Origin of the sequence: Marinobacter sp. SS21, assembly GCF_028369065.1 — a bacterium.
GTDB lineage: Bacteria > Pseudomonadota > Gammaproteobacteria > Pseudomonadales > Oleiphilaceae > Marinobacter.
This window is the reverse complement of the sequence record NZ_JAQNDA010000010.1, coordinates 70,542-96,553: the sequence shown is the minus strand read 5'-3', so window position 1 is coordinate 96,553 and position 26,012 is coordinate 70,542. Positions and strand designations below refer to the sequence as shown.

The window sequence follows — 26,012 nt, the reverse complement described above, 5'->3', positions numbered from 1 at the left end:
GATAATAAGAGCAGGGTTGTGATCGATTAGCTACAGGTTAACCGTTTGAGCGGGCCGAGGTCATCCCGTTGTCCGCCAGGACGGAATCGCCAGGACAGTAGCGCCGGCCAGCAGGCCGCCAACCGCGCCCAGCTGATGGGCGGTAATAATCACCGGGCCGCCGATGGCCCCGGCCACTCCGGGCATGGCATCGTCCAGTTGTTCGACGAGCAGCTTGGCCGCCACCAGCACCAGGATGACCAGGCTCCACAAAGGCGCTTGGAGGATTCGCCGAAGGGCGCCATACACCAACAGCCCGTGAAGGCAGCCGGAAAAGCCTCGGTACCAGGTCAGCTCCGGTGACAGCAAGTACAGGCCGGTGGACACCAGCAGGGCGATGGTCAGTAGCGCCAGGGAATCAATCATCCGTTGATGAAGCTGCGGATACAGCAGCGCGACCACCATCAAGCCGGCCAGGTTCAGGGCCAGGTGGGTGAGGCTCAAATGAACCCAGTGCCCGGTGACCAGGCGCCAGAGTTCACCGTCCGCCAGCGCCGGGCGGGACCACTCCAGTGCGGTTGCCGGAACGAATGCCGACAGGACCAGTGAGAGTGCCAACCCCCAGTACCAGTTGTCGACTCGTGCACAGGGTCGGTTTGAAGTGCCGCTCATAAATACACTCTTTAACACAATGCTCGTAGAGACAGGCCGTTGAATACGTTATTGGTGGTCAGTTTAAAGCAATCGGTGCTGGAGCGTTTGTTCATGAGAGGATTTGTCCTGCAGGTGTTACTGGCATGCCTGCTAACGGGTGTTGTCGCGGCGGGCTCCGCCTCCGCTGAGCCGATCTTGAACCAGGCTCTCTGGATTGATGGTCACCAATATACCGCCGAGTTGACCCTCAACACCCGACTGGATGACGTGCTGGGCGATCACGCCAAGCTGCTGCGGGCCGAACACTACCACGGGAAGCTAAGCGGGGCCCCCGACAGCTGGGTTCGGCTCACTCGATCAGCGTCCGGCTGGTCCGGCCTGGCTTACCTGTCTGGCCAGCTCCACGTGCTGGGGGGAGCTGCCGCCTCAGCCCAGCCAGCCGCCATGAGCCTAAGCCAGGACACGATGCCCACCTGTGCTTCGGAACACAGCCATGACGAGTTTGCGATCACCCCGGGAAGCCTGGCCAGCCCGATGATGGTGCAGCAGGTCAGTGCCAACTACGACACCCTGTGTGCCGATACCGTCAATGGCGATTGCCTGATGCTGGAGCTGGAGCTGGCGTTCGACCTGGAGTTTCAGACCGACTACCCCGACGATTTCCAGGACCGGGCGGTCAGTATCCTGAACATGGTGGAGGGCTTCTACCAGGCCCAGCTGGGCATCGTATTCGACGCCCTGTCGGTTGAATTCCTGGGCAGCCAGCTGTTCACCACCTCCACCAATGCCAACGAACTGTTGGGCGATGTGCAGGCCAAACTCGCCAATGATCAGGTGCCGTTCATCCAGAACGACAGCGCCATTTTTCATCTCATCAGCGGTCGCGATTTCGACGGCTCCGTGGCCGGCCTGGCCTATGTGGGTACGGTGTGTAACGCCAATGGCTATGCCTCGGGTATCACCAATGCCTTCGGCAACGACTCCATCACCGCCCTGGTAGTGGCCCACGAAATCGGTCACAACCTCGGTGCTCGACACGACGATCCTCTCGCCAACGGCTGTGGCAGCGGGTACATCATGGCGCCCTCCATTTCCGCTTCCGCCACCAGTTTCTCCTCTTGCTCGGAAGGTGACATCGAGGGCACCATCAGTGATCTGTCCGCGGTGGAACAATGCTTCAACTTCCCGGCCGACATCGGCCTGGTCGCTTCCCTGGCCAACGCCAGTGAGGTGAACCGTAACCAGGCGTTTGTGGCGCATTTCGACGTCCGCTATGAGCAGGCCTATGCCGCAGCAGACCGATTCACCCTGACGGGCTCGGTGCCTGCGGAGGAGGGCACACTCCAGGTTGTCACCGTAGATGGTCAGCCCTGCACTCTCGCACTGGATGGCGCCAGCTACGATTGCGGCGAAATGGACTCACCCAGCGATGGCCTGCAGGTCAGCGTTCAGGCGCTGGGTATCGGTGCCCAGTTCAACCTCACCCAGAATGTGGCCCTGATCAGCGATTCCGGCGATGTCATTGACATTGCCTTGGCCAACGATCAGCTGGCGACCGAATTCGCGGTGATCTCCAAGCTGCCAACGGATTTGGCGGTTACCACCGAAGGCGTCAATCTCCGCCTCACTTGGCAGGACCACGCCGACGATGAAAGCGGCTACCGGGTCGAGCGCCGGGTTGAAGGCCAGGGCAGCTATACCATCCTGACCAATGCCCTGGCGGCGAGCAGTGAAACCTACCTGGACGCTTCGGCGGAGGCGAACGTGGTCTACCAATACCGGGTGTCAGCGGTGGGCGGTGACTGGGATGCGCTGCCCAGCAACGTGGCTAGCGGAGTTTATTACACCGAGCCGGCCACACCGGCGGGGCTCAGCGTGAGGGTGGACGATGGTGCGGTACTGTTAAGCTGGGACGATCGGGCCGACAACGAAACCCATTACCTGGTGGAGCGATTGCGCAGTGGCACCGACACCTGGCTGACAATTGCCTCGCTGGCAGCGAACAGTGAAGCGTTTGTGGACACCACGGCAGTACCGGAGCTGGAATACCGCTACCGGGTGTTTGCTGCCAACAGCCAGGTTTCTGCCAGCAGCAACCTGGCCACCGCAGTGGTGCCTCAGGTGGAAGAGGAGCCGGCGGACCACGGCGGGAGCGGAGCCCAGACCCAAAGCCGCGCTTCCGATGGCGACGATTCGGGGTCATCCGGGGGCGGGGGTGCCACTGGGTGGGGCTGGTGGCTGTTTGCCCTGCTGGCACTTTGCCGTCGCTGCACCCGGAGGGCATCATGAAGACTCGATCGTTTACGATTGCGGCCCTCACCCTGCTGGCGGGTGTGTCCGGCTGTAGCGGCGCCCTGTCCTCGGCGCCGGGCATTAGTGCACAGGGCGCACCCGAGACCTTGGCAGACGCCAGGGAACGCTGGCGCGCCAGCCAGATAGGGGATTACCAGATCACCGTTCAGCAGAGCTGCTTCTGTCTGCAGGAATTTACCCAGCCCTTGCGGATCACCGTGCGTGATGCCCGCGTGGTGTCGGTCGCCGGGCTGACGCAACCCCTGACCCAGCCAGACCAGCTGGACCGGTCACGACTGACGGTGGAGGGCCTGTTCGACTTTATTGCCGACGCTCAACGCCGGCAGGTCGAACGGCTCGACGTCAGTTACCACCCGCAGTATGGGTATCCCTCCGAGATCGCCTATGACGGCCACGCCATGATTGCGGACGATGAGATCTCTTACCGATTGTCGGATTTGGTGCCAGAGTAGGCCGTGCTTGGGGTATGGATCTGTCAACTCAGTTCAGCACGCGGTTTGCCTTTGACGTTGTCAATCAGGCAGGCTCCCTTGTAACTAGGTAGTTACCCAAAGTGCATGAAGCTGGCAGCACGCTTCCGGTTCGTCATTTGGCTCGACTCGGTCCGCCACATCCCCTGTCGCTGCTGTCATCTCAAGCTCTTTTCGCCCGGCAATTTCCGAGTTGGCGGCATTCCTGAAGTTCCATCCTGAGCAAGTTTGTTTCAAATGTTTAGCCGTTTGACCATCCTGGCATCGCCTCACCGGTCCACTGGGCGGGCTTTGTCAGTGCAGGAAAGGCATATGGAAAACGGCGTTGAAGCGCCAAGGCCCAGCGCCACGCTAACGGCGATTCCACGCCGGTCAACCGGGCGAATTGGCCCTGTCGAATCTGGCATACGCCGAAAGAGCTTATACACTGTATCCAGAGTCTGGCCAAAACAGGAGATAGCGGTGAGCGACAGCGCCCCCGAAAGCACGCCGACCCGCACGCTGCAGCAGCTGGAGCAAAGCCGGAAAATACTGCAGCGGCTGATCCGGGTTGCCGGTCTGATCGAAGGGCTGAAGCACAGTCTTGAGAATATGCTGGCCCAGGATTCAGCGGCGGCAGGAGAGGCTCCAGGACTGGCCCGGCTGATTGACGGGCTGGAGAAAACCATGCGGGAATACTCGGATGACGAGGTGACGCAGCGGCTAGACCGGCTCGACGAACGTCTCCGAGTACTGTTCGGCAGATTGGCCCCTTTTATAGCACAAGTACAGGTTGACGACACACCAGAGCTGGATTTGCCCCCCAGTGATGCGCTTCAAGACGTGGGTGAGCTCAAACGCTCGGCCCGCACGGCTCTGACCATGCGGGGGCTGTTGGCCCGGCGTGGTGCGGCCGTGCCGGAGTTCCGTTTGCCGCTGAATCGCAACCTGCTTCAGTCGCAACTCCAAACCATTACCCATGAGGCGCGGTCCGCTCGTCAACAGGTGATTCAGCAAGTGCAGGAAGTGGATGGCGAGATCCGCCAAATGCTCGAACATGGACATCTGCCTGAGGCGATGCAAGAGCTATTGCAGCAAATGCTGGAGGGGTTGCAGAACAACCTGGCTCATTTGGACGCCGGGCAGAGTGTGAGCGAGCTTCCGCTGCCTATCGAGGAGGTATCGTTCGCTGAACCTCAGCAGATAGTGACCCCCTCGCCGTCGTCCCTATCGGCGTCGCCTCAATCACCGTCCGTTCAATCGTCGTCCGCTTCCCCGTCGTCACCGAGTGTCGATCCGGAACTGCCCGTCCCACAGCGTGCCGAATCGGAGCTTCAGGAGCCAGCGGAGGAGGAACCCCTTGCTCGGCCCGGCCTGTTCCGCTCGATTTGCTTGTGGGTCAAGTCGCCGTGGCATGTGAGCTGGCGGGAGATACGATCGGGGCAGTATCGCGCCTTGCGTTGACGGTGATCGGGAGGCCCGTTGGTCGACTGACCATAGTGCAGCCGGTAGTTCCCGAACGAGGAACTGGCGGTCGATGATGCTCAACGTGCGCTGAAGTAAGTGTGGGGCCGTCAGACGGTGTTCGATCTGTCCGGCGGCCGATTTGATGCGGGCGCGGATAGAACTCATGCGAATCCTCGCCCCGCTACCGCAGCCCCGCAACGGTGCCAGTCATTGTGCGGCCGTGGGCCGCCCTGGTTCGTGACCCTTGCAGCCTGCTTGGAACGGATGCCGTCAAGGAAGGCAGCCCAACGCCGCCACCTATTTTTAATTAATAGCGTTGGCACCTATACTCAAGAGCGAGTTTTTTGCGTTTTTGAGATGGCTTCATCGTCAACCGATGGAGAGCGCTGTGTCAAAAAGTATCGCGTCAGCCGTTTGCTGTTCATTATTGTCCAGTGGTTTGTTGGCTGAGACATGGTCAGAGCGAGCGAACTCTGACGACTGGCTTCAAATGCCAATTGAAGAACTGCTCAGCGTTCGAGTCGACGTTGCTTCCAGTCGGACACAAGAAATTGCCGAAGCGCCGCTCATAGTATCGCGTTTTGATAAAGACGATTTGGTAGCTATGGGCATCACTTCGCTGGAAGACATGCTCAACTTTTTCCCTGGTATATTGACGCAGGGTACCCAGTCGGGAAATTCGGCAATAATGAGCCGGGGACTTGTCGACAGTTTTAATCAAAAAGTTCTTTTCCTGCTGAATAACGTGCCATATTGGGCGCCAAGTCATTCTGCAGTGCCGCTAAACGGCGTGCCCTTTGAGTCCATCAGTCATGTCGAAATCGTTCGCGGACCAGCGGCAGTCTATTACGGTACCAATGCTTCTGCTGCCGTAATAAATGTGGTTACCCACCAAAGTTCTGACAACGTTGTTGCCGTTAACTACTTTGAAGACGCCTACAAGATCGGCATGATGGCGAATTATAGAGACGGCAATTTTTGGAGCAATCTGTCCCTCGAAAAAACAAATGACGACGGTCGAAGCGCCCAAATAATTGATATCACGCCATCTTTGGGTCTGCCTTCGTCCGGTGAATTCCTGCACTCCCTTGACAACGAAGCCTTGCTGTTTCGCTTGGGTTATAAAGACTTCAGTGCGATGTACCAGCAGTTTGAGGTCACCCATAACGGCCATAATTCGCAGGTTCCTTTCATACTCACTAATGGCTTGAAGTATCAGGGCAGGCTTTTGCATTTGGAAAATGGGATTAACCTGGGCAACCATACGGTGAATGTTTTCACCGATTACAACCAGTTCGAGCTGCGGTTTCCCATTACTAATGCCCTGGTAGCGGTTGGCGCGAGTGGGAACGGTGGCTTTAAGTTCGAAAATGGCGATGCTAACTATCGCTGGCGCTCCGGTACAAATGTTGATAGTAAGCTTAGTGAATACTGGTCATTGTTTTATGGCTTGGAATATGAACATCGTCAGTCTTCAGAATACCAACTGTTCAGTGAGGCGACAGGGCAAGCCATTGCTCCGATTATGCAGGCCGCCAGCAGTTACGAAAGGTCGCTGTTTATGCGTTCGGACTATCGGTATGAGAACTGGCGGTTCATTTTGGGCGGGCGCTATGTTGATAATAAGGACAGTGGGACCCACCTGGCGCCGGAAATATCGACGGTTTATCAGTTGGACCAACAGCAGTCGCTGAAGCTGCTCTACGCAGAAGGCTTTAACTCTCCGAATTTTGTTCAGAAGGGCATCGATCTGGGTGCCGCTTTACGGGGTAATCCAAACCTGGAAGCGGAAATCATTAATACGCTGGATCTCGCTTACACCTATTCCTCAGAAAATACCTTGTTTGTGATAAATGGCTACTTTATCGAAGCCGACAATTTGATCCAGCGTGATGTCTCGACGGGCATTATCATGTTTGAAAATACCGGGGACATTAGCCGGTACGGTATGGAGCTTGATTATCAAGTCGCATTTGATAGGTGGAAGCTGTTTTCGAATGTGGGGTATGTGAAGCAGGGAAATGACTCGAGTGAAGATGCTTCTGCCGCTGTAGCCCCCAAGCTTCTGATGGCAGCTGGTGCCAGTTATCACATCACCGCCGCTGGAACACTCGGCGGACATCTGAATCATGTCTCCAGAAGGGCTGAATCTGGCTCGTATACCGATATTACGCTGTCGTATCAGCATCGTATTCGGCAGCTTACGTTGAGTGCCGGTGTCCACAATTTACTCGATCAGGATATTACGGCTTCGGATGTGCAAAACTTCTCCCCGACTCAGCGTATAGTCTACACCGATGGCATATACGTTAACCTGGGCGCCAAATACACATTCAGTCAGTAAAGACCAGCCGACGTTTCCATCGACACGCCTCTGGATCTTTTCACGGCTACAATAGTAAACACAGAGGGACTGCTTGGGCGCCGCAGGGGGGAATCCGCCGATGCAGAGGCGGGCTGCGATCCTGAAACTGACCAATTGCACCTACCGCCATCATGAAACTGACATGGCAGCAGGGTATAACGGACGTATTTTCGGTCCCAAGCCATCGCCAGATGGGCGTCTCAGGCTTCACCGAGCCATCGACAACGGCATTCAGGGAATGTCGAAGGAGCAGCGTTCGTGTCGGAATCAGCGATGATGCAATCCGCAGCGAGGGAGCAGACGTTCGCGGAGGAACTGATCAACTCGATTACCCACGGTATCGGTGCCTTGATGGCGTTATCGGCGGCAACGCTGCTGGTGACATTGGCAAGCCTGGATGGCGACCCCTGGAAGATTGTGGGCGTGTCGATTTATGGCGGCTGCCTGTTCCTTCTTTATACCGCCTCGACGCTCTACCATGGCATCCAGCACGAAAAAGCCAAACCGGTACTGAACGTCATTGATCACTGCTCCATCTACCTGCTGATCGCCGGTACCTACACGCCGTTCCTGCTGGTCAACCTACGTGGTCCCTGGGGCTGGAGCCTGTTTGCGGTAATCTGGCTGCTGGCCATTGGCGGCATCTTGCTCAAGATCTTCAGATCCCGGCATTACGCAACCGCCCATCTGTTCAACTACCTGGTGATGGGCTGGCTCATCGTGGTAGCTGCCAGCGAGCTGGCGGCAAGCTTCTCCGAGTTTGGCCTGATCATGATCGTGGCCGGAGGGTTGTCCTACTCGGTCGGGGTGCTGTTCTTCATCCTGGATCGGTATCCGTACATGCATGCGGTCTGGCACCTGTTTGTGCTCGGAGGCAGTACCTGCCATTACATTGCGGTGTTTGTCGATGTGCTATAGGCGCGGTCACTGTTGCAGACCACGGGTCAGTAGGCTGATTCCTTCCTCCAGCCTTCGCTTGCCGGTCCGCTCGTCGTAGCCGCTGCAGATCTCGATCAGTACCGCGCCATGGATGCCGGCCCATAGGGTCCGAACGGTGGCGTCGGGATCGGCGGTAATGCGGAATTTGCGCTGGGCCATGCCGGCTTTGATGAAGTTGGCAAACATCTCGAAGGCCGTGGAGTTGGAGAGCATCCCGAACAGGTCCGCTTCGATCGCCACCGGCGTACTGGCGGCCAGGAATAGCGCTCGATCAGAGCAGGCCAGCTCGCGGTATATGTAGGCAGCTTGGCGCAGCATGGCTTCCGGCGGGGTTTCGGGAAGCGCGGCCATCAGTCTTCGCTGCCACTCTTCCACCCAACTTTCGTAGAGTGCCCGGATCAGGCCGGGGGTGTCGCCGAACAGGGGCTCGAGGGTCGCCAAGGGCAGGTGAGCCTGCTCAGCCAGGGCTTGCAGGTTCAGCGCGGCCATGCCGTGGTTGCGAACAATATCACGGGCCTGGACCACCAGTTGTCTGCGTTGTTCTTGGTGGGCTGAATCGGTTTGTACATCGGCTGACTTGTGGGTCATGCAACCAATCCTTTGCTGTTATTCATCGATAGTATCAGGGGCTTGGGGCCTGTTGCCAGACTCTGTGCCGCTTTGTTCAACCTTTAACACAAACGACCTGCTTGAGGGTGTGAACCACGTCCACCAGATCACTCTGGTTGGCCATGACCTGATCGATGTCCTTGTAGGCGGCGGGAATTTCGTCCAGTACGCCCTTGTCTTTGCGGCATTCCACGCCCCGGGTTTGCGACTCCATATCCGCCTGGGTGAACTGACGTTTGGCCTGGGTTCGGCTCATGGTGCGGCCCGCGCCGTGGGCGCAGGAACAGAACGACTCCGAATTGCCCTTGCCGCGCACGATGAAGGACTTGGCACCCATGCTGCCGGGGATGATGCCGAGCTGGTCCCTGGCGGCGGCGATCGCTCCTTTTCGGGTCAGGAACACCTGAGCGCCGAAGTGGGTCTCCCGGGCGACATAGTTATGGTGGCAGTTAATGGCTTCCTTGCTGACGGTGAAATCCGGAAGCTGGGGGCGTATGGCGTCCACCACCAGTCGCATCATTTCGCGACGATTCACCAGGGCATATTCCTGCGCCCATTCCACCGCCTGCACATAGTCGTCGAAGTGCTCCGCACCTTCGGAAAAGTAGGCCAGATCCCGGTCTGGCAGGTGCAGCTGATGGCGTTGCGCATCCTTCTTGGCCAGGCTGATAAAGTATCGGCCGATGGCGTTGCCAATGCCCCGGCTGCCGGAGTGCAGCATCAGCCACACGTCCTGGTTTTCATCGACACACAGCTCGATGAAATGGTTGCCGCCACCCAGGGTGCCCAACTGCCGGGGCCAGGTGTTGGGCTTTTGCATTTTCGCCAGCCCAGGGTGCTTGCCGAGAATCTGCGCCAGCACTGCATCCAACTGGTTCACCGACTTGCGCTGGATGCTGGCCTGAGCGTGCATATCGAAACCCACGGGCACCCGGCTCTCGATGGCCTGGCGAATTCGACGCAGGCTGTCCGGTAGTTGGTGCGCTTTGAGCGTCAGCCGCACGGCGTTCATGCCGCAGCCGATATCCACCCCCACGGCTGCCGGGATGATGGCGCCAAGGGTGGGGATGACCGAGCCCACGGTGGCGCCGATGCCAAGATGCACATCGGGCATGGCGGCAATGTGGCTGTGCACAATCGGCAGCTGGGCAATGTTGGCCAACTGGTTCAGGGCGGCGGGTTCGACGTGGTCGGTGAATATTTTTACCGGCACTCGGCCTTTATTAATCGTTGTCCGGATGGGCATGGCAGTCACCTCTGTCGTCGGAATTTGTGCCAGGGAGCCCGTCAATAAATTCGAATGGTCTCTGCGCATCTTGAAGGCTTGAGCGGTCTTCTGGTCGTTCAGAGCCAGAGATGAAGCGGAGTTGATCGGAAGCTCTTAACGTAACAGTACTCCATCCTGGCACCGATTTGGGCACCAATTTGGGCACCTATGTGGGCACTTCACCGTGTTACGGCCAGGGCGTAAGATGGAAACGTGCGCAGTAGGATCGGGACACCCTCACAGGAGGTGCCGTTATGACAGCGTGGAACTTCGAGGCGGACTATTTCACCGCCTGTAATTGCGACTGGGGTTGCCCCTGTAACTTCAATGCCCGACCCAACGAGGGGCGATGCATGGGGTGGGGGGTATGGAACATCCTCACGGGACAGTATGGGACCACCTCACTTGACGGTACCCGGCTTGCTCTCTACTACAAGTTCCCCGGCCCGATTGAGAATGGCGAAGGCACGGCCTGTGCGTATGTGGATGCGGCCGCCAGCGAGCAACAACGCCAAGCGTTAACTGCGATTGGGACCGGGCAGGCGGGCGGAGGTATATTTGGTCTGTTCGGTGCAGAACTGGTCACCACCTGGTTGCCCAGCAAGTTTGTGCCCATCCGGTTTGATGTCCATGACGGTGTTGGAACGGTCAGCATCGAAGGCATTGGTGAGGCACAGAGCGAGTTGCTCAGCTACCCGGACGGTAGTGTTATCCGGCCCGAACTCCATTTGCCCCACGGTATTGAGTACAAGCAGGGGTTGATGACCAATACCCGGCGCTGGTGGTGGCGGGACGATGATTTGCTGGCGAGCTACGCCGACCGCTACGGAGCTGTGGCCCGGGTCAGATTCACGGAACAGGGCTGTGTTGGTTAGTGGGCTTCGCCAATGGGCAGGCTGAATTCGAACAGGCTCCCATGTCCGGTGTTGCGGTGATTGATGGTGCCGTGATGTCGGTCCATGATGAGTTTGCAAATGTGCAGGCCCAAACCTGAACCTGAGATGGTATCGGTGGGCTGAAGATCGTCTTGGGAAAAACGCTCAAACAGCTTCGGCCGAAACCGTTCCGAGACGCCTGGGCCGTTGTCTTCCACGCCGACCCGGAAGTGATCGCCGTCACGGGCCAGGGTTATGGTGATCTGCCCATTCTGAGGCGAATGCTTGATGGCATTGGACAACAGGTTGGTGATGACCTGGCCGAGCCGAAAGCCGTCAGCATAGACCTGCGCGGGATGGCTGTGTTGGTGGAAGGCGAGGGTGACGGCGCGGCTGTCGGCGAAGCCCTGAATCTCGGCGACGGTGTCTTGGATGATTTGCCCCAGGTCCGTTTCGGATTTCGTGAGCGGAACGTTGGTGCTGGCCAGCTTGTCGACACTGAGGATGTCATCGACCAGTTTACGGAGTTTGTCACAGTTGCGGTTGGCCATTTGCAGTAACTTGCTGACATCTTCGGGCAGCGCGCCGTAACGCTCGCTGCTGACCAGCCCAATCGCCCCCACGATGGCGGTCAAGGGGGTGCGCAGTTCGTGATTGATCAGTGAGATCAGGTTGTCCTTGGAGGCCTCTACTTGCTTGCGCATGGTCAAATCGACGAGGGACATCAACAGCATCCACTGGCTTTCGAATTTGATGGGTTTCATGTTCACCTGCATGTCCAACCGTGCTCCCCCCAGCGTGGTCATCGTTAGGTCGGACTGGGTCTCCAGTGTCGCAGGGTCGTCCACTTCGTGAGTTTGTCTCAGCGTGTCCAATGCGCACTGGGCGCTGGCGTTGCCCATCAACTGGCGGATATCGAGGGCGGACACATCCGCGGGTAGTTGCAGGTGAACCCGTGCCTTGCCATTTACTTTGACCAGGTTTCCACGCTGGTTAATAACCAGCAAGCTGTTTGGGCTGTTCTCGAACAGTGACTCGTACTGTTCCGACAATTGCATGATCTGAGTGACGTTGCTGTGAGCGCCCAACATTCTGACGGGCTGGCCCTGGTTGTCGCGAATGGCCAGGCCCCGGCAACGCACCCATACCGTGGAGCCGTCCTTGTGCCGGTATCGGACAATCTGGTCATAGGGGTGATTGGGGTCTTCGCAGTGCTTGCTGAAATTGTCCAGCGCGAGAGCCAGGTCTTCCTGGTTGATGAGATCCTGCCATTCGCTGGCTAGGTGCAGCTTTTCTTGGGGATCGAATCCAAGGGTGGTCCAGAAGCGCTCACTCATCCACTCCTGCTCGGGATTTTCCAGATCCCAGTACCACAGGCCGTCCAGGGAACCGTGCTGAATGAACTCGAAAATTCGGTTGTCGGATTTCAGCAGGGCGTTCAGTTCCTGCTTGAGGTAGTGCTCATCGCTCATTGAGGGCCTCTGAGTGGCTCGCAGAATCAGGTCGGTTTTTTGGCATCAGTGAGTTCCCCTTTAGTTTGCTAGATTAGGACAAGATTCGCCAAAAAAGACAGCGATTAGCCAGGTTGGCACAAAAAACTGCGGCGGGATTCATAATGGCGCTAAGGTTAAAAAACGGCGCTGAGGTTGAAAACTGATATTGGATTCGCGATGTTGTGCCCAGTCACATTTTGGAACACCGGAATAATATGCTGTTCATCGGCCTGTTCTATTCAGTTTCACTGATTGCCTGTGGGCTCAGTCGCGACCCTCGCCTGCATTACGGTGGGCCGCTGGCGCTGCTGCTGGTCGCTCCGCTGGTGGGCTACACCTCCTGGGAGTTTTCCAGCTTTGGCTTTGGCTACTTGCTGCTGACCGCCTGGATGGTTTGGCAACCACTCCCTCCCTGGCTGAGAAACCTGCGCTACCTTTGCTGGTTTTTCGCCAGTGCGGTCTTGCTGCTTCACGCTGTGCCTGGTGACTCCGGTTTGCTGCTGCTCGAGCAGGAGACCCTGAAGTCGGGCAGCGTCGCCACCAACCTGTACCTGAATCACGACAAGGTCTGGGTGGCGTGGTCGTTGTTGAGCTGGTTGCCGCTGGTTCGCCTGAGCATGGCGCTGCGGCGGCCGTTTCCGCGCTGGTTGGCGCCGGTCTTGCTGGCGGCGGGCGTGGCCGCCGTCATGGCGCTGGCGGCCGCCATGGGCCTCGTGCATTGGCAACCGGCGCTGACGCCCTGGTTCTGGACGTTCGCGGTGATCAATCTCGTCAATACCTGCGTGGCCGAAGAGCTGCTGTTCCGGGGCCTGCTGCAACGCCAGCTGGCAATTCGTTTTGGCTGGATCACCGCCCTGGTCGTTGCCAGCGGTGCCTTCGGATTGGCGCACCTGGCCGGTGGTTGGAAGTACGTGGCGGTGGCCTGTCTGGCTGGGCTGGTTTACGGCCTGGCCTACTTATGGACGGGGCGTCTGGTCTGGGCGGTGCTGGTGCATTGGGGGCTGAACCTGTCGCACCTGTTGCTGTTCACCTACCCTTTAAGCAAATAGCTTGGCCGGCGGTTTCCAGAGACGTCAGCCTGGTCGGGCCAGGAGGGGGAGCATGAAATACATCTTCGAGATTCGAATTAAGGACGGCCACCGTGCCGAAGAGTATGCTGACGCCTGGGTACGTGCGTCTGAACTCATTCAGCAGGCCCCCGGCGCCCGTGGCACCGAGCTGCACCGCAAGATTGGCGACCCCAACGCGTTGATCGCCATTGCCCACTGGGACAGCAAGCATGACCGCGATGCCATGGAGTCGCGGCACGATCCACGGGTCGCCGACATCATTCGCAGCGCGGCCCCGTTCGTCGAGATTCGGCGGCTGGGGGAGTACGAAGAACCGGAGTGGGTGGTGTTGCCTCCGCAGCGGAACTGACTTTGCCACCGGGACTTGAGTGGCCATCGGCGTTGGCCCTGGGAGCCTGTGACGGTCACGAAAATTAAGGATTTTTTCGCCGGTTTTGCATTATTTTAGACTCCCAGGCGCTGATTTGGCGCTAAGATGATTTGCGTGTTACACAGACTGCTCTGTGTTCAAGGAATGGACGCGGCTTTGCGTCCTGTGATTGATCAACCTAAGGATGTTAAAGGTTACCTCATGACAAAGAATACGTTACCCCTGATCGTAGGCTCGGTGGCCACCGTTTTTCTGGCCGGCTGTCAAATGATGCCGTCAACCATGGGCGCCGGCTCCGGCGGCCAAAGTGTGACCGAGATTGCGCTGGGCGATCGCGCCCGTGGTGAACTGACCACGCAGAGCGGACTGAACCGCAAGGACGGTAGCCGCTATCAGACCTTCGCCATGGCACTGGACGCGGACACGCTGCTGGAGATTGAGCTGGATGGCAGTCTCGATGGCCTGTTGACGCTCTATAACGAGCAGGACGAGATGCTCGCGGTGGCTTCGCCGTTGCGCTACAAAATCACCGAGAGCGGTGACTACAGGGTGGTGGTCAGCGGTGTCGATGCCAGCAGCTATGGGCCGTTCAGTATTGCGTCCAGCACCATCGACCTGGAACTCTCCAGCAGCCTTACGGCGCCTGGTACCGCCACCGGTTGGTTGCAGGACGAAGCCGTTGTTTTCAACGTCACCATTCCCGAGTCCGGCGCGTATCAGATTGACCTGCGTTCCGACGACTTCGATACCCTGATGGTCATGACCGGTCCCAACGGCTACGAGGTCGAAAATGACGATGGCGGCGACGAATACAACGCCCGCATTGGCGACATTCTCGAGGCCGGCGAATACCAGATCCAGGCCGGTTCCTATGAAGAGAACAGCGGTCTGTTCACCCTTGAAATTGCCGCTCTGAACGTCGACATCGACGAGGGACGGGAGATCTCCGCTCCCGCCGACGTGGCTGGTTGGATGCGCAGTGGCCCTGACGTCTATACCCTGACCATCGAAGAGGCGGGGATGTATCAGATCGACATGCGTGCCGATGGCCTGGATCCGATGCTGACACTGGAAGGCCCGGCAGGGTACGTGGCCGAAGACGACGATGGCGGCGATAACTACAACGCCCGTCTCACCGAGCGGCTGGAGGCTGGCGTCTACACCCTGACCGCCCGTTGCTACGAAGAGAACCGTGGTCTCTATAACCTGACGGTAACACCGCTGTAAGTCACCTCGGACATACTGAGGTCTAAAAGGCAGACTGACGATCCGTTGGTCTGCTTTTTTTATGCACGGCGCTTTGGTGCCCTCATTTTGTGCAATCGCCCATCATGGGTTTAACTAGGGGATAGAAGCTGTTGCTGCAACCGGCACCTTGAGGGGGATGCTATGGCCCGATTTTCCGATGACTTGCAGCCGCCCAAGGTGTTGATGTTCGATTGGCACGGCACCCTGGTGGATACCAGTGATGCCATGTTCAGCGCCATGGAGGACATGCTGCCGCAACTGGAAGGACTGGGGCTGGTGGAGCGGCTATTGCCCGAGGAAAAGTGCCGGACCGCCGATGATGCCCGCCTGGTGCGCTTTATCCGCGTCTATCGCCGGCTGCACCCCCGCATCCTGGCGGAACGCCGGGTATCGCGCACCGACATATTCAACGCCATCTTCGGCGATGACAAAGCCGCCCGGCTGATCGCCCATGAAGCTTACAACCACTGCTATCGCAAGTACTTCGGCCAGGTTAAGCCGTTTCAGCAAGGCGTTTTCGAGTACCTCATGGCCTGCAAGCGTCTGGGCATCAAACTGGCCGTGGCCACGAACCGCAACCGGGAATTCCTCGATACCGAAATCCAGACGGTGGACGGCGGCCGTTGGCAAGACCTGTTTGATGTCACCGTGTGCGCCGATGACGTGGTGCACTACAAGCCCGATCCGGAAGTGATGCTCAAGGCATTGGAAAAACTGGGGCTACCGGCGGATGAAACCGCCTGGTACGTCGGTGACAGTTTTGTTGACATGATCACCGCGGCCCGAACCGGCATTACCCGGGTGTTCTATAACGGCGCCTGCTGGGCGCAGGACCGGGTCGAGAGCTGGTTCAGTTATCGCGATACTCCCCATGCCATTCTGGACAGTTTTGATGATCTGATGACCCTGCTTGGCGACACCGCCCACAGCAACCGGCAGGCCTTCCGGGCCACGGTCGATGGGGTGCGGCCACCGGCCTATCCGCCGCCAACACCGCCGCCCCCCAGAATCGAATCCGACTGGCACCCGGCGGTGGCGAAACTGATTCGGCCCGCGGTGGTCTTGTTCGACTGGCATGCGACCCTGGTGGATACCCTGGACGCCATGTATCACGCCGTGGATGACATGCTGCCGGAGTTCCATCAGCTGGAACTGATGGGGCGGATGGTCATGCCAGAGGACAGCAAAACCCCGGAGGATGCCCGTCTGGTGGCCTACGTTCGAGAGTTTGCCGCCCTCCACCCCAAAGTTAAGGCGGACCGGAAGATCTCCCGGACCGATATTTTCGAGGTGCTGTTCGGCGAAGATCAAGACGCCAAGCAACTCGCCCATCTGGCTTTCAACCGTCATTACCGCAATCACTTCGGCACGGTGAAACCGTTCGAACCCAAGGTCAGGGAGATGCTCGAAGCGCTGCGTCGTCTCGATATCCAGGTCGGCCTGATCACCAACCGGGACCGGGAATTTTTTGAGCACGAACTGGCGGCGGTGGAGGGCAGCGGCTGGCGCCACCTGTTTGACACTTACGTCTGCGGTGATGACACCCCGCTGCGTAAGCCTCATCCTGACCAGCTGCTGCTGGCGGCGGCGCAGCTGGAATACTCGCCCGATCCCAGCATCTGGTATGTGGGCGACAGCACCACCGACATCATCGCGGCCAAACGGGCGGGCATGACCGCCGTATTTTTCAATGGCGCGCAATGGGATCTGCCCTGGTTGAACAAAATTTTCCCCGGCACCCACAAGCACCCGGACAAGCCCGACGTGGTGGTGAATGATTTCTCCGAGTTCTGGGCGCTGGTGCTGGCCTGTGAGGTGGGGCCGGCGGGTTGAACTTTTGGTCGTCGTTCGATTCACACTCAGTGAGAGCTTGGGGATTTCCGGCTCCCCCACAAAGCGGCGGAATCGTTGTGTGTCCAGCGCCGCTGTAGCGTTTGAATGGATGTACCGTGTGAATTGGCGTAGCACCTGGGAGGCGTGATGGTGTATCCGTGTGCCATCCATAGCTTGCGACTCGCGGTTTTACTGTTAGTGATACTGCTGCCGGGAACAGCCCTGACCGCCTTTCGCTGTGGCAGCGCACTGGTGGATATCGGCGACTGGCCGGTGGAAGTGGAGGAACGGTGTGGCGCGCCGGATTACGTTGCGATCTACCCCGCCCAGAGCGTCGCCGGGCTGGGGGTCACCGACATCGTCGAACATTGGTACTACAACCCCGGTCCTCACGGCCTGATCCGGCGGCTGGAGTTCCGCAACGGCCAGCTGCGCCGGGAACGCTCTCTGGGCTACGGTTTTCACCCCAGTGCCACCGGGCGTTGCTCCAGTCGCTTTTTGCGGGAGGGACTGAGTGAATTCGAGGTGGTTGGTCGGTGCGGTGAGCCGCTGTCCCAGCGGATCTATTGGCGCAGCTATGGGCACTCCCGTTACCGTGGCCAGGGCGCCGGCATCACCGTGATTCCGGTGAAGGAATGGTTGTTCGAGTTCGGAGCCAATGAGTTCCGGCGAGTGGTGATCCTGCACAATGGACTGGTGACCGAAGTTCGTTCTGACGACAAGCCCCGCTGACGACCGCCTGCATCCGCGCCCGACACTACCCCTCCGGGGTGCGCATCACCGCGCACCCCGTGTGGTGGCCTTTCCCTTTGCCTTGAGGAGCTTGGCCGGGCTGATCAGGCTACCTTGGCAAAGGAGAGCCCGTGATCCTGCCCCTTCTTCCACACACACACCGCCTCGGTCGGTTCGAAGAAGTCGCTGGCGATCTGCACCGTCGCGCCTTCCTCAATCGGCTGGTTGGTTTGGATATGGGCGCCACCCTGGCGGCTGAAATCCAGCAGCCGGCAGGACAGCGGCTGGGCGTTCTGAGCCAGAGCCAGCTCGGCTTCGCCATGGGTTACCGTATGGCGTTCGCTGGCACGCCGCTCCTGCATGGCCTCGGTGTGGGGGAAGTCCGGATTTTGCGGCGTGTAGAGGCCACTCTTGATGCTCTCATGCACCGACTCATGGATGCTGACGTTGAGGGGGGGATTCTCTGGATCGCCAAACAGCAAGCGGACGCCCCGATTGACCCGCAGCAGTTCCAGCAGCCGATAGCCAGCATGGAAGGAGTCATGGGCCGACATGCGCGGATTGGGGTGGGTCAGTTGCTCCAGGTAGCGATTGTCCATTTCCAACCCAAGGTGTTGTGCCTTGTCGGTCATCCAGCGCAAGGCAATGTCAGACAGCCCGGTTTCCTTGTAGCCGCCGCCGATATCGGAGTGAACGCCCCGGAACCAGCATTGCTCGACGTTCTGGCTGGGGTCGACTGAGCCGGTCCAGAGGTCCGGTGCAAAGGGGGCCCGCTGTTCGTCCAGGGCCAGGGCCTGGAAGGCGTTCTCGACGATCTGGCTGAGATGGGTATTAAAGAAGCCCACCCAGGGCCGGGTCAGTTGACCGAGCAAGGGCGTCGGGGCGCCGTGGGCGCCAACGGTGTCCCAAACGCCAATCATTTTGATCTGCGGACGGATGTTCTCATCGTAGCGGGCGTTGGGCCGTTTCTCTGGCTCGGTTCGGTAGTAATGCCAGGCCTTGGGCAGTGTCTCCAGATCGCTTTTTTCCATCAGCCCGACGGCATAGACAAAGCCTGCAAACGCGCGAGCTGTGTAGGCACCGCGGCTGAATCCGAGGGCATAGATTTCGTCCCCCGTTTGATAGTTGTGTACCAGAAAGCGGTAGCAATCGAGTACGTTCTTGGCCACACCTTTACCGAAGGCGCCGCCCAGCAGGCGGTCGGTATGGCTTCCGGTGCCGACGCCCTGATCGTAGAACACGACCTGCTGGGTGCCGTCGGATGCCGTTGGTGTAATGCTGCGTACCACCTTGACGACATTGGTCGGATCAATGTCCGGTTGGTTCCAGGTACCGTCACAACAGATGACGATGCGTTTGGTGGCGTGCATGACACAGCCCCCCCTCGCGCCATAGGCGCATTCACAAGAAGGCATATCGCAACGCGATAACAGCGCCGCTTCACAAAATCGGGGATCACCCGTTGGCCCCCGCAAACCGCCCCGGACTGCCGGACCGGGTTGATTAAATTATAGACGATTTGGTGTCGTTTCGGATTTTAGCTTTTCGACCGACGTCGCAGCCGGCGCGGCTACCATCTCAGAATGGCCTGGAAGACCAGGCTGCGGCCAGGCTGGGGCAGGTCATTGGGAATGCTGGGGGCAAGCTGGCCCTGTTCCGGACCGCGACTGGCCTCGCGTACATCGGCATCGAACACATTGCGGGCTTGCAGGTTGAGGGTGACGTTGTCGCTCAGCAGTCGGCGGATATTCAGGTCCAGGGTGGTGTAACCGTCCAGCTTGGCGCGGGCATCGCCGGCGGCCCGTTCGCTGGAACCCACCCAGACCACACTGGGGGTGAGCTGCCAGGCCGGCCTGGGCTGCCAGTTCAGTCGCAGGCTGGCGTCGGAGTTGGGGGTGAGTCCCAATGGCTCGCCATCCTGGTCTCGGGTTCGCTGGTAGCTGTAGTTGAGCAGCAGCTGAGCAGTATCGGCCAGCTGATAGCGCAGCTCCGTCTCGACACCCCGACCCCGGACCCGGCCGCTGTTCTGGGCGGTAAAGGTGCCGCCGGGGTCGGCCACGAAGTCAATCAGGTCATCGATGCGGTACTGATAGAGGTTGAGATCCAGCGCCCAACTGGCCGAGGGGGTGAAAGTGAAGGCCAGTTCGGTGCTCTTGAGGGTTTCCGGCTCCAGGTCAGGGTTGCCCAGGGCCACCGGGTTGCTGCGAGCATGGAGCTCAAAAAATGCCGGCGTGCGGAAGGCTTCGCCGTACAGCAGTTTGGTGGTTAGCCAGGGCGTGGTCGTCCAGACCAGGGCGAGGCGGGGGTTCACCGTGTCGCCGAAGTCGGAGTAGTGGTCATAGCGTACGCCGGTGGTGAGCTCCCAGTTGGGTGCGAAGGTCCATTCGTCCTGCACGAAGCCATAGTAACTGGTGCGCTGGTTTTCGGGCAGGAAGGCCCCAAGGGTGTCGCTGGTATCGGTGAGTGGAATCGGGGTTGGAAAACCGGTCGCACTTAACATGAAATTTGTGGCGTCCTTGGTTTCGACGATGTCTCCCCAGAAGTAGCCAGTGCCCAGGCGCAATCGGTGTTTTTCCCACCCCCAATAGACGGCAGCCATATCCAGGCGGGCATTTTCCTCGGTCAGCTCGGGGGTCTGTAGCACGCCTTCCGGGAACGGCCCGCCGCCGCCTACCAGGGAGAAGTCGGTGCCCGGGGGGAACTGTTGGAATCGGGTGGGGTTGCGAAAATCGCTGTACAGATAGCTAAGCTGGGTATCCAGCTCCCAGTCCGGGTGAAACTCGGGCGCGTGCCAGGTCAGGTCCGCCATGCCGTGGTGGTGTTCGAAACGGCTGTCCGGGTCGAGGTTGTCGTTGATGCCCTGAGCGGTTTCCACCCGGTCCTGGCGGTAAGCCATACGCAGGCGGAACTGGCTCCAGAGCAGGTCGGTGCGCAGGTCGAAATTGCGGTAGCCCATGTTGACCGGGCCCGGCGCCAGTGAGGCGCTGGTGCCCAACAGGGCATCGAGGTTGGATTGCTGGTCGGCCTCGATGGTGGGATCGTCGCCGTTGCTCTGGTTGTAGGCGATGGAGAACACCCCTTGTACCGGACCCGCGTCCAGGGCCCGGCGCAGGAACGAATAGCCGCTGTCGAAACTGCCGTAGGCCAGGCTGGCTTCGCCGCCGTCGAGATCCTCGGGGGCCTTGGTGATGATGTTGATGACGCCGGCGAAGGCATCGGCGCCGTAAACCGCCGAGCCGGGGCCACGAATGATCTCGATGCGCTCCACCATCTTCACCGGGAAGCCGGCCCGAGCCATCATGCGTTGGCCGCGGTCGCCGAGGAACAGGCTGGATTTGGGAATGCCGTTGATCAGCACCAGGGTGTGGGGGTTGAAATTGGAGACGATGCCGCGGATGTAATAGCGGGAGGCGTAGATAAAGCTGCCGTGGGACACGTGCAGGCCTGGCACCAGTTCCAGGGCCTCGTCGATGTCCTGCACCCCCATGGCCTCCAGTTCCTCGGCGGTGATCACGCTGGCCACTGCCGGGGCACGTACCAGGGATTTTGGCGTGCCGGTGGCAATGCGGACCTGAAGGCCCATCAGCTCTTCCAGACTCAGGGTCGATATATCCTGAATGGTGGCTGTGGCCTGGCATGATAGGAGTGTCAGGAACATTCCAAATGGCCTTAAACGGCGCATTTCGTTCCCCTTGGTTCGGGTTGGCTGAACATTCCTTACAGGATCGGGAGCAATGCTTCCTTTATTGAAATTTAGGTCACCCATCGCTTTGGCGCAATTTTAGGTTGCCACGCACGGAGGGCGTAAGTCCGGTCGGGCAATCACCAGCGCACCGTGCCCTGCAGGATGACGCTGCGCCCCGGCTGGGGCAAGTCGTTGGGAATATTCGGCACGCTCTGCCCCTGTACCGGCCCGCGGCTGGCCTCGCGCACGTCGGCATCGAACACATTGCGGGCTTGCAGGTTGAGGGTGACGTTGTCGCTCAGCCGTCGGCGGATATTCAGGTCTAGGGTGGTGTAACCGTCCAGCTTGGCGCGGGCATCGCCGGCGGCCCGTTCGCTGGAACCGACCCAGACCACACTGGGGGTGACCTGCCAGGCGGGTTTGGGCTGCCAGTTCAGGCGCAGGCTGGCGTCGGCGTTGGGGGTGAGGCCCAACGGCTCGCCACCCTGGTCGCGGGTTCGCTGGTAGCTGTAGTTGAGCAGCAGCTGAGCGGTAGCGGCCAGCTGATAGCGCAGCTCCGTCTCGACACCCCGACCCCGTACCCGGCCGCTGTTCTGGGCGGTAAAGGTGCCGCCCGGGTCGCCCTCGAAGTCGATCAGGTCATCGATGCGGTAGTGGTAGAGATTGATGTCCAGGGCCCAGTTTTCAGAGGGCGTCAGGCTAAAGGCCAGTTCGGTGCTCTTGATGGTTTCCGGTTCCAGGTCCGGGTTGCCCAGGGCCACCGGGTTGTTACGGGCATAGAGCTCGAAGAAGGCCGGGGCGCGGAAGGCCTCGCCGTACAGCAGTTTGGTGGTGAGCCAGGGGGTGGTTGTCCAGACCAGCGCCGCCCGGGGATTGACGGTGTAGCCAAAGTCCGAGTAATGGTCATGGCGCACCCCAGCGGTCAGTTCCCAATCCGGGGCGAAGGCCCATTCGTCCTGCACGAAGGTGTAGTAGCTGGTGCGCTGGTTTTCTGGCTGAAAAGCGAAGTTGGTATCGCTGACATCCATCAGCGGAGCTGGCGTGGGAAAACCCGTTGGCGAGAGGGTGTAATTGACGGCGTCGGTGGTCTCAAAGATGTCGCCCCAGAAATAGCCAACACCCAGGCGTAGGCGGTGGTTCTGCCAACCTCGGTAAAGGCTGGTGACATCCAGCCGGACGTTTTCTTCGGACAGTTCCGGGGTCTGCAGCACGCCTTCCGGAAAGGGCCCCCCGCCACCCACCAGGGTGAAGTCGGCACCGGGTGGGAATAGCTGGGTCCGGGTTGGATTGCGGAAGTCGTTATAAAGGTAACTGAGCTGGGCCTGCAGTCCCCAATCCGGGTGAAGGCCGTCATTACGCCAGGTCAGATCAGCGGTACCACGACGTTGATGGTAGTGGCTGTCCGGGTCCAACACTTCGTTAATGCCCTGGGCCGTTTCCACCCGGTTCTGGCGATAGGCCATGCGCAGGCGGAACTGGTTCCAGAGCAGATCGCTACGAACATCCAGCTGGTTATAGCCGAGGTTGGCTGGCCCAGGCGCCCGAGAGGCACTGGTGCCCAGCAGGGCGTCCAGGATGGACTGCTGGTCGGCGTCGATGGTGGGGTCGTCGCCGTTGCTTTGGTCGAAGGCAATGGACACTACCCCCTGCACCGGGCCCACGTCCAGGGTTTGGCGCAGGAACGAGTAGGCGCTGTCGAAACTGCCGTAACCCAGGCTGGCTTCGCCACCGTCGAGGTCTTCCGGGGCCTTGGTGATGACGTTGATGACGCCGGCGAAGGCGTCGGCACCATAAACGGCAGATCCCGGTCCGCGAATGATCTCGATGCGTTTCACCATCTTCACCGGGAAGCCGCCCCGACCAAGGAGTTGTTCGGGACGATCGCCGGTGAACAGACTGGTTTGGGGGACGCCGTTGATCAGGAACAGGGTATGAGGATTCTGGTTGGAGGTGATTCCACGGATGAAATAACGTGAAGCATAGAAGAAGGTACCGTGGGACACGTGCAGGCCAGGCACCAGCTCCAGGGCCTCATCGATGTCCTGCACCCCCATGGCTTCCAGTTCCTCTGCGGTGATTACGCTGGCTACCGCCGGGGCGCTGGCCAGCGACTTGGGGGTGCCGGTGGCAATACTGACCTGAAGGCTCATCAGTTCCTCCAGGCTCAGGGCCGACAGGTCTTGCGCGGTGGCAGTGGTCTGGCAAGACAGGAGTGTCAGGAGCATGCCGAATGGCCTCAAACGGCGCATTTCGTTCCCCTTGATTCGGGTTAACTGACTAGTCCTTACACAAGAGCGGGAGCAACCTTTCCATTCTTGAAATTTAGGTCAGTCGCTGCGTCGACGCAATTTCAGGTTGTTAGCCAACGGCGGCGAAAGGGTGTCACCAGCGCACCGTGCCCTGCAGGATGACGCTGCGCCCTTGTTGGGGCAGGTCGTTGGGAATATTCGGCACGCTCTGCCCCTGTACCGGCCCGCGGCTGGCTTCGCGCACGTCGGCATCGAACACATTGCGGGCTTGCAGGTTGAGGGTGACGTTGTCGCTCAGCAGTCGGCGGATATTCAGGTCCAGGGTGGTGTAACCGTCCAGCTTGGCGCGGGCATCGCCGGCGGCCCGTTCGCTGGAACCGACCCAGACCACACTGGGGGTGACCTGCCAGGCGGGTTTTGGCTGCCAGTTCAGGCGCAGGCTGGCGTCGGAGTTGGGGGTGAGTCCCAATGGCTCGCCATCCTGGTCGCGGGTTCGCTGGTAACTGTAGTTGAGCAGCAGCTGAGCGGTAGCGGCCAGCTGATAGCGCAGCTCCGTTTCGATGCCGCGACCCCGTACCCGGCCGCTGTTCTGGGCGGTAAAGGTGCCGCCCGGGTCGCCCTCGAAGTCGATCAGGTCATCGATGCGGTAGTGGTAGAGGTTGATGTCCAGGGCCCAGTTTTCAGAGGGCGTCAGGCTAAAGGCCAGTTCGGTGCTCTTGATGGTTTCCGGTTCCAGGTCCGGGTTGCCCAGGGCCACCGGATTGCTGCGGGCATGGAGCTCGAAGAAGGCCGGGGCGCGGAAGGCCTCGCCGTACAGCAGTTTGGTGGTCAGCCAGGGGGAGGTGGTCCAGACCAGGGCTAATCGTGGGTTTACTGTATCGCCAAAATCCGAGTAATGGTCGTAGCGAACCCCGGCGGTCAGTTCCCAGTCCGGGGCGAAGGCCCACTCGTCCTGCACAAAGCCATAGTAACTGGTGCGCTGGTTCTCGGGCAGGAAAATGCGCTCGGTGTCGCTGATGTCGGTTGTCGGAATCGGCATTGGCGCGCCGGTTGGCGACAGTTGGTTGTTCGTAGTGTCGGTCACCCTAAAGATGTCGCCCCAGAAATACCCGGTGCCCAGGCGCAGTTGATGGTCATCCCAACCACGGTACAACGTAGTCACGTCGACTCGGGCATTTTCCTCCGAGAGCTCAGGGGTTGAGCGTGCCCCTTCGGGGAAGGCACCGCCGCCGATCAGCGTAAAATCAGCGCCTGGCGGGAATAGGTTGATCGGGTTTGGGTTGCGAAAATCGCTATATAGGTAACTGAGCTGGGTATCCAGCTCCCAGTCCGGGTGAAACTCGGGCGCCTGCCAGGTCAGGTCCGCCATGCCGTGGTGGTGTTCGAAGCGACTGTCCGGGTCGAGGTTGTCGTTGATGCCCTGAGCGGTTTCCACCCGGTCCTGGCGGTAAGCCATACGCAGGCGGAACTGGCTCCAGAGCAGATCGGTGCGCAGGTCGAAATTGCGGTAGCCCATGCTGACCGGGCCCGGCGCCAGCGAGGCGCTGGTGCCCAACAGGGCATCCAGGTTGGATTGCTGGTCGGCCTCGATGGTGGGATCGTCGCCGTTGCTCTGGTCGTAGGCGATGGAGAACACCCCCTGTACCGGACCCACGTCCAGGGCCTGGCGCAGGAACGAATAGCCGCTGTCGAAACTGCCGTAGGCCAGGCTGGCTTCGCCGCCGTCGAGGTCCTCGGGGGCCTTGGTGATGATGTTGATGACGCCGGCGAAGGCATCGGCGCCGTAAACCGCCGAGCCGGGGCCGCGAATGATCTCGATACGCTCCACCATCTTCACCGGGAAGCCGGCACGGGCCATCGGTCGCTGACCGCGGTCGCCGAGGAACAGGCTGGACTTGGGAATGCCGTTGATCAGCACCAGGGTGTGGGGGTTGAAATTGGAGACGATGCCGCGGATGTAATAGCGGGAGGCGTAGATAAAGCTGCCGTGGGACACGTGCAGGCCGGGCACCAATTCCAGGGCCTCGTCGATGTCCTGCACCCCCATGGCCTCCAGTTCCTCGGCGGTGATCACGCTGGCCACCGCCGGGGCGCGGGCCAAGGATTTGGGCGTGCCGGTGGCAATGCGAACCTGAAGGCTCATCAGCTCTTCCAGGCTCATTGACTCGACATTCTGCGCCACGGCGGGTGGCGCAGCGAACAGAGTAAACCACAAGGCTACAACCGCAAGCCTGGAACTCGGCATTATGCCCCCTTTGGCAGAGCGTTGGGTACAACACCCCTGACGTTGATGGAGACTCCCACGGTAAACTTAGGTCAGCTTATTGGCGTGCGCAAGTATTGGCGACACCCACACCACCGGCGATGGTGCGACAAACCGGGCCGATGGTTGCTACGGGCTTTTCCCGAGGCGGC

The 26,012-nt window shown here is 59.8% G+C and carries 19 protein-coding genes; 11 read left to right on the top strand and 8 right to left on the bottom strand.

All coding sequences use genetic code 11. The features are described from left to right. Positions 1-60: 60 nt before the first annotated feature. Positions 61-651, bottom strand: coding sequence for a rhombosortase (gene rrtA / locus N6L25_RS13930; RefSeq protein ID WP_271981419.1), 591 nt, complete (start codon positions 649-651; stop codon positions 61-63). Between the two features lie 93 nt (positions 652-744). Between rrtA and N6L25_RS13925 the strand changes: the two genes are divergently transcribed. The 5 genes from N6L25_RS13925 (at position 745) to trhA (ending at position 8,145) form a co-directional block, all read left to right on the top strand. Further along, complete coding sequence (locus N6L25_RS13925; RefSeq protein WP_271981417.1) at positions 745-2,922, top strand: M12 family metallo-peptidase; 2,178 nt, start codon at positions 745-747, stop codon at positions 2,920-2,922. Continuing rightward, positions 2,919-3,398, top strand: a complete 480-nt coding sequence (locus N6L25_RS13920; protein WP_271981415.1) for a DUF6174 domain-containing protein — start codon at positions 2,919-2,921, stop codon at positions 3,396-3,398. Before N6L25_RS13925 ends, N6L25_RS13920 begins: the two co-directional genes overlap by 4 nt. Before the next feature lie 480 nt (positions 3,399-3,878). Beyond that, positions 3,879-4,859, top strand: a complete 981-nt coding sequence (locus tag N6L25_RS13915) for a hypothetical protein (RefSeq protein WP_271981413.1) — start codon at positions 3,879-3,881, stop codon at positions 4,857-4,859. A gap of 391 nt (positions 4,860-5,250) precedes the next feature. Next, positions 5,251-7,206, top strand: a complete 1,956-nt coding sequence (locus tag N6L25_RS13910) for a TonB-dependent receptor (RefSeq protein WP_271981411.1) — start codon at positions 5,251-5,253, stop codon at positions 7,204-7,206. A gap of 294 nt (positions 7,207-7,500) precedes the next feature. Then, positions 7,501-8,145, top strand: coding sequence for a PAQR family membrane homeostasis protein TrhA (trhA, locus tag N6L25_RS13905; protein ID WP_271981409.1), 645 nt, complete (start codon positions 7,501-7,503; stop codon positions 8,143-8,145). Between the two features lie 6 nt (positions 8,146-8,151). Here trhA and N6L25_RS13900 read toward each other — a convergent pair whose 3' ends face one another. Together N6L25_RS13900 and N6L25_RS13895 are read right to left on the bottom strand one after the other, a co-directional pair. After that, positions 8,152-8,754, bottom strand: a complete 603-nt coding sequence (locus tag N6L25_RS13900; protein ID WP_271981407.1) for a TetR/AcrR family transcriptional regulator — start codon at positions 8,752-8,754, stop codon at positions 8,152-8,154. Between the two features lie 76 nt (positions 8,755-8,830). Continuing rightward, positions 8,831-10,021 (bottom strand): RtcB family protein, encoded by a 1,191-nt coding sequence (locus tag N6L25_RS13895; RefSeq protein WP_271981405.1) that lies wholly within the window; start codon positions 10,019-10,021, stop codon positions 8,831-8,833. A gap of 275 nt (positions 10,022-10,296) precedes the next feature. Between N6L25_RS13895 and N6L25_RS13890 the strand changes: the two genes are divergently transcribed. After that, a complete protein-coding gene (locus N6L25_RS13890) occupies positions 10,297-10,917 on the top strand; it encodes a DUF1326 domain-containing protein (protein WP_271981403.1) in 621 nt (206 codons plus the stop codon). Here the strand turns inward: N6L25_RS13890 and N6L25_RS13885 are convergent. Then, positions 10,914-12,389, bottom strand: a complete 1,476-nt coding sequence (locus tag N6L25_RS13885; RefSeq protein WP_271981401.1) for a sensor histidine kinase — start codon at positions 12,387-12,389, stop codon at positions 10,914-10,916. The genes N6L25_RS13890 and N6L25_RS13885 overlap by 4 nt on opposite strands. Before the next feature lie 236 nt (positions 12,390-12,625). Between N6L25_RS13885 and N6L25_RS13880 the strand changes: the two genes are divergently transcribed. From N6L25_RS13880 to N6L25_RS13860, 5 genes are all read left to right on the top strand, one after another. Then, positions 12,626-13,459 carry a CPBP family intramembrane glutamic endopeptidase gene (locus N6L25_RS13880; protein WP_271981399.1) on the top strand — a complete coding sequence of 278 codons (834 nt, stop codon included), beginning with the start codon at positions 12,626-12,628 and terminating at the stop codon, positions 13,457-13,459. A 52-nt stretch (positions 13,460-13,511) separates the two neighbouring features. After that, the gene (locus N6L25_RS13875; RefSeq protein WP_271981396.1) at positions 13,512-13,829 is read left to right on the top strand and encodes an antibiotic biosynthesis monooxygenase family protein; all 318 of its coding nucleotides are present in this window, start codon (positions 13,512-13,514) and stop codon (positions 13,827-13,829) included. Between the two features lie 222 nt (positions 13,830-14,051). Then, positions 14,052-15,077: a hypothetical protein gene (locus N6L25_RS13870; protein ID WP_271981394.1), complete on the top strand. Its 1,026-nt coding sequence runs from the start codon at positions 14,052-14,054 to the stop codon at positions 15,075-15,077. A gap of 162 nt (positions 15,078-15,239) precedes the next feature. Next, entirely contained in the window at positions 15,240-16,931 is a 1,692-nt protein-coding gene (locus N6L25_RS13865; protein ID WP_271981392.1) for an HAD family hydrolase, read from the top strand. A gap of 147 nt (positions 16,932-17,078) precedes the next feature. Next, positions 17,079-17,663: a DUF2845 domain-containing protein gene (locus N6L25_RS13860; protein ID WP_271981390.1), complete on the top strand. Its 585-nt coding sequence runs from the start codon at positions 17,079-17,081 to the stop codon at positions 17,661-17,663. Positions 17,664-17,767: 104 nt separating this feature from the next. Here N6L25_RS13860 and N6L25_RS13855 read toward each other — a convergent pair whose 3' ends face one another. The 4 genes from N6L25_RS13855 to N6L25_RS13840 form a co-directional block, all read right to left on the bottom strand. Further along, a complete protein-coding gene (locus N6L25_RS13855) occupies positions 17,768-19,033 on the bottom strand; it encodes a DUF2235 domain-containing protein (RefSeq protein WP_271981388.1) in 1,266 nt (421 codons plus the stop codon). 200 nt (positions 19,034-19,233) lie between these two features. Further along, positions 19,234-21,321, bottom strand: a complete 2,088-nt coding sequence (locus tag N6L25_RS13850; protein WP_271981386.1) for a TonB-dependent receptor plug domain-containing protein — start codon at positions 21,319-21,321, stop codon at positions 19,234-19,236. Between the two features lie 164 nt (positions 21,322-21,485). Continuing rightward, the gene (locus tag N6L25_RS13845; RefSeq protein WP_271981384.1) at positions 21,486-23,573 is read right to left on the bottom strand and encodes a TonB-dependent receptor plug domain-containing protein; all 2,088 of its coding nucleotides are present in this window, start codon (positions 23,571-23,573) and stop codon (positions 21,486-21,488) included. Between the two features lie 157 nt (positions 23,574-23,730). After that, positions 23,731-25,842, bottom strand: coding sequence for a TonB-dependent receptor plug domain-containing protein (locus N6L25_RS13840; protein ID WP_271981382.1), 2,112 nt, complete (start codon positions 25,840-25,842; stop codon positions 23,731-23,733). Positions 25,843-26,012 lie beyond the last annotated feature (170 nt).

Excerpts from the sequence above, each read along its gene's own strand:
- N6L25_RS13865 (WP_271981392.1), top strand. The coding sequence starts at position 15,240 with ATGGCCCGATTTTCCGATGACTTGCAGCCGCCCAAGGTGTTGATGTTC.
- rrtA (WP_271981419.1), bottom strand. The coding sequence starts at position 651 with ATGAGCGGCACTTCAAACCGACCCTGTGCACGAGTCGACAACTGGTAC.
- N6L25_RS13880 (WP_271981399.1), top strand. The coding sequence starts at position 12,626 with ATGCTGTTCATCGGCCTGTTCTATTCAGTTTCACTGATTGCCTGTGGG.
- N6L25_RS13870 (WP_271981394.1), top strand. The coding sequence starts at position 14,052 with ATGACAAAGAATACGTTACCCCTGATCGTAGGCTCGGTGGCCACCGTT.
- N6L25_RS13885 (WP_271981401.1), bottom strand. The coding sequence starts at position 12,389 with ATGAGCGATGAGCACTACCTCAAGCAGGAACTGAACGCCCTGCTGAAA.
- trhA (WP_271981409.1), top strand. The coding sequence starts at position 7,501 with ATGATGCAATCCGCAGCGAGGGAGCAGACGTTCGCGGAGGAACTGATC.
- N6L25_RS13900 (WP_271981407.1), bottom strand. The coding sequence starts at position 8,754 with ATGACCCACAAGTCAGCCGATGTACAAACCGATTCAGCCCACCAAGAA.
- N6L25_RS13840 (WP_271981382.1), bottom strand. The coding sequence starts at position 25,842 with ATGCCGAGTTCCAGGCTTGCGGTTGTAGCCTTGTGGTTTACTCTGTTC.
- N6L25_RS13860 (WP_271981390.1), top strand. The coding sequence starts at position 17,079 with ATGGTGTATCCGTGTGCCATCCATAGCTTGCGACTCGCGGTTTTACTG.
- N6L25_RS13845 (WP_271981384.1), bottom strand. The coding sequence starts at position 23,573 with ATGCTCCTGACACTCCTGTCTTGCCAGACCACTGCCACCGCGCAAGAC.
- N6L25_RS13890 (WP_271981403.1), top strand. The coding sequence starts at position 10,297 with ATGACAGCGTGGAACTTCGAGGCGGACTATTTCACCGCCTGTAATTGC.
- N6L25_RS13850 (WP_271981386.1), bottom strand. The coding sequence starts at position 21,321 with ATGTTCCTGACACTCCTATCATGCCAGGCCACAGCCACCATTCAGGAT.
- N6L25_RS13920 (WP_271981415.1), top strand. The coding sequence starts at position 2,919 with ATGAAGACTCGATCGTTTACGATTGCGGCCCTCACCCTGCTGGCGGGT.
- N6L25_RS13855 (WP_271981388.1), bottom strand. The coding sequence starts at position 19,033 with ATGCACGCCACCAAACGCATCGTCATCTGTTGTGACGGTACCTGGAAC.
- N6L25_RS13875 (WP_271981396.1), top strand. The coding sequence starts at position 13,512 with ATGAAATACATCTTCGAGATTCGAATTAAGGACGGCCACCGTGCCGAA.
- N6L25_RS13895 (WP_271981405.1), bottom strand. The coding sequence starts at position 10,021 with ATGCCCATCCGGACAACGATTAATAAAGGCCGAGTGCCGGTAAAAATA.
- N6L25_RS13925 (WP_271981417.1), top strand. The coding sequence starts at position 745 with ATGAGAGGATTTGTCCTGCAGGTGTTACTGGCATGCCTGCTAACGGGT.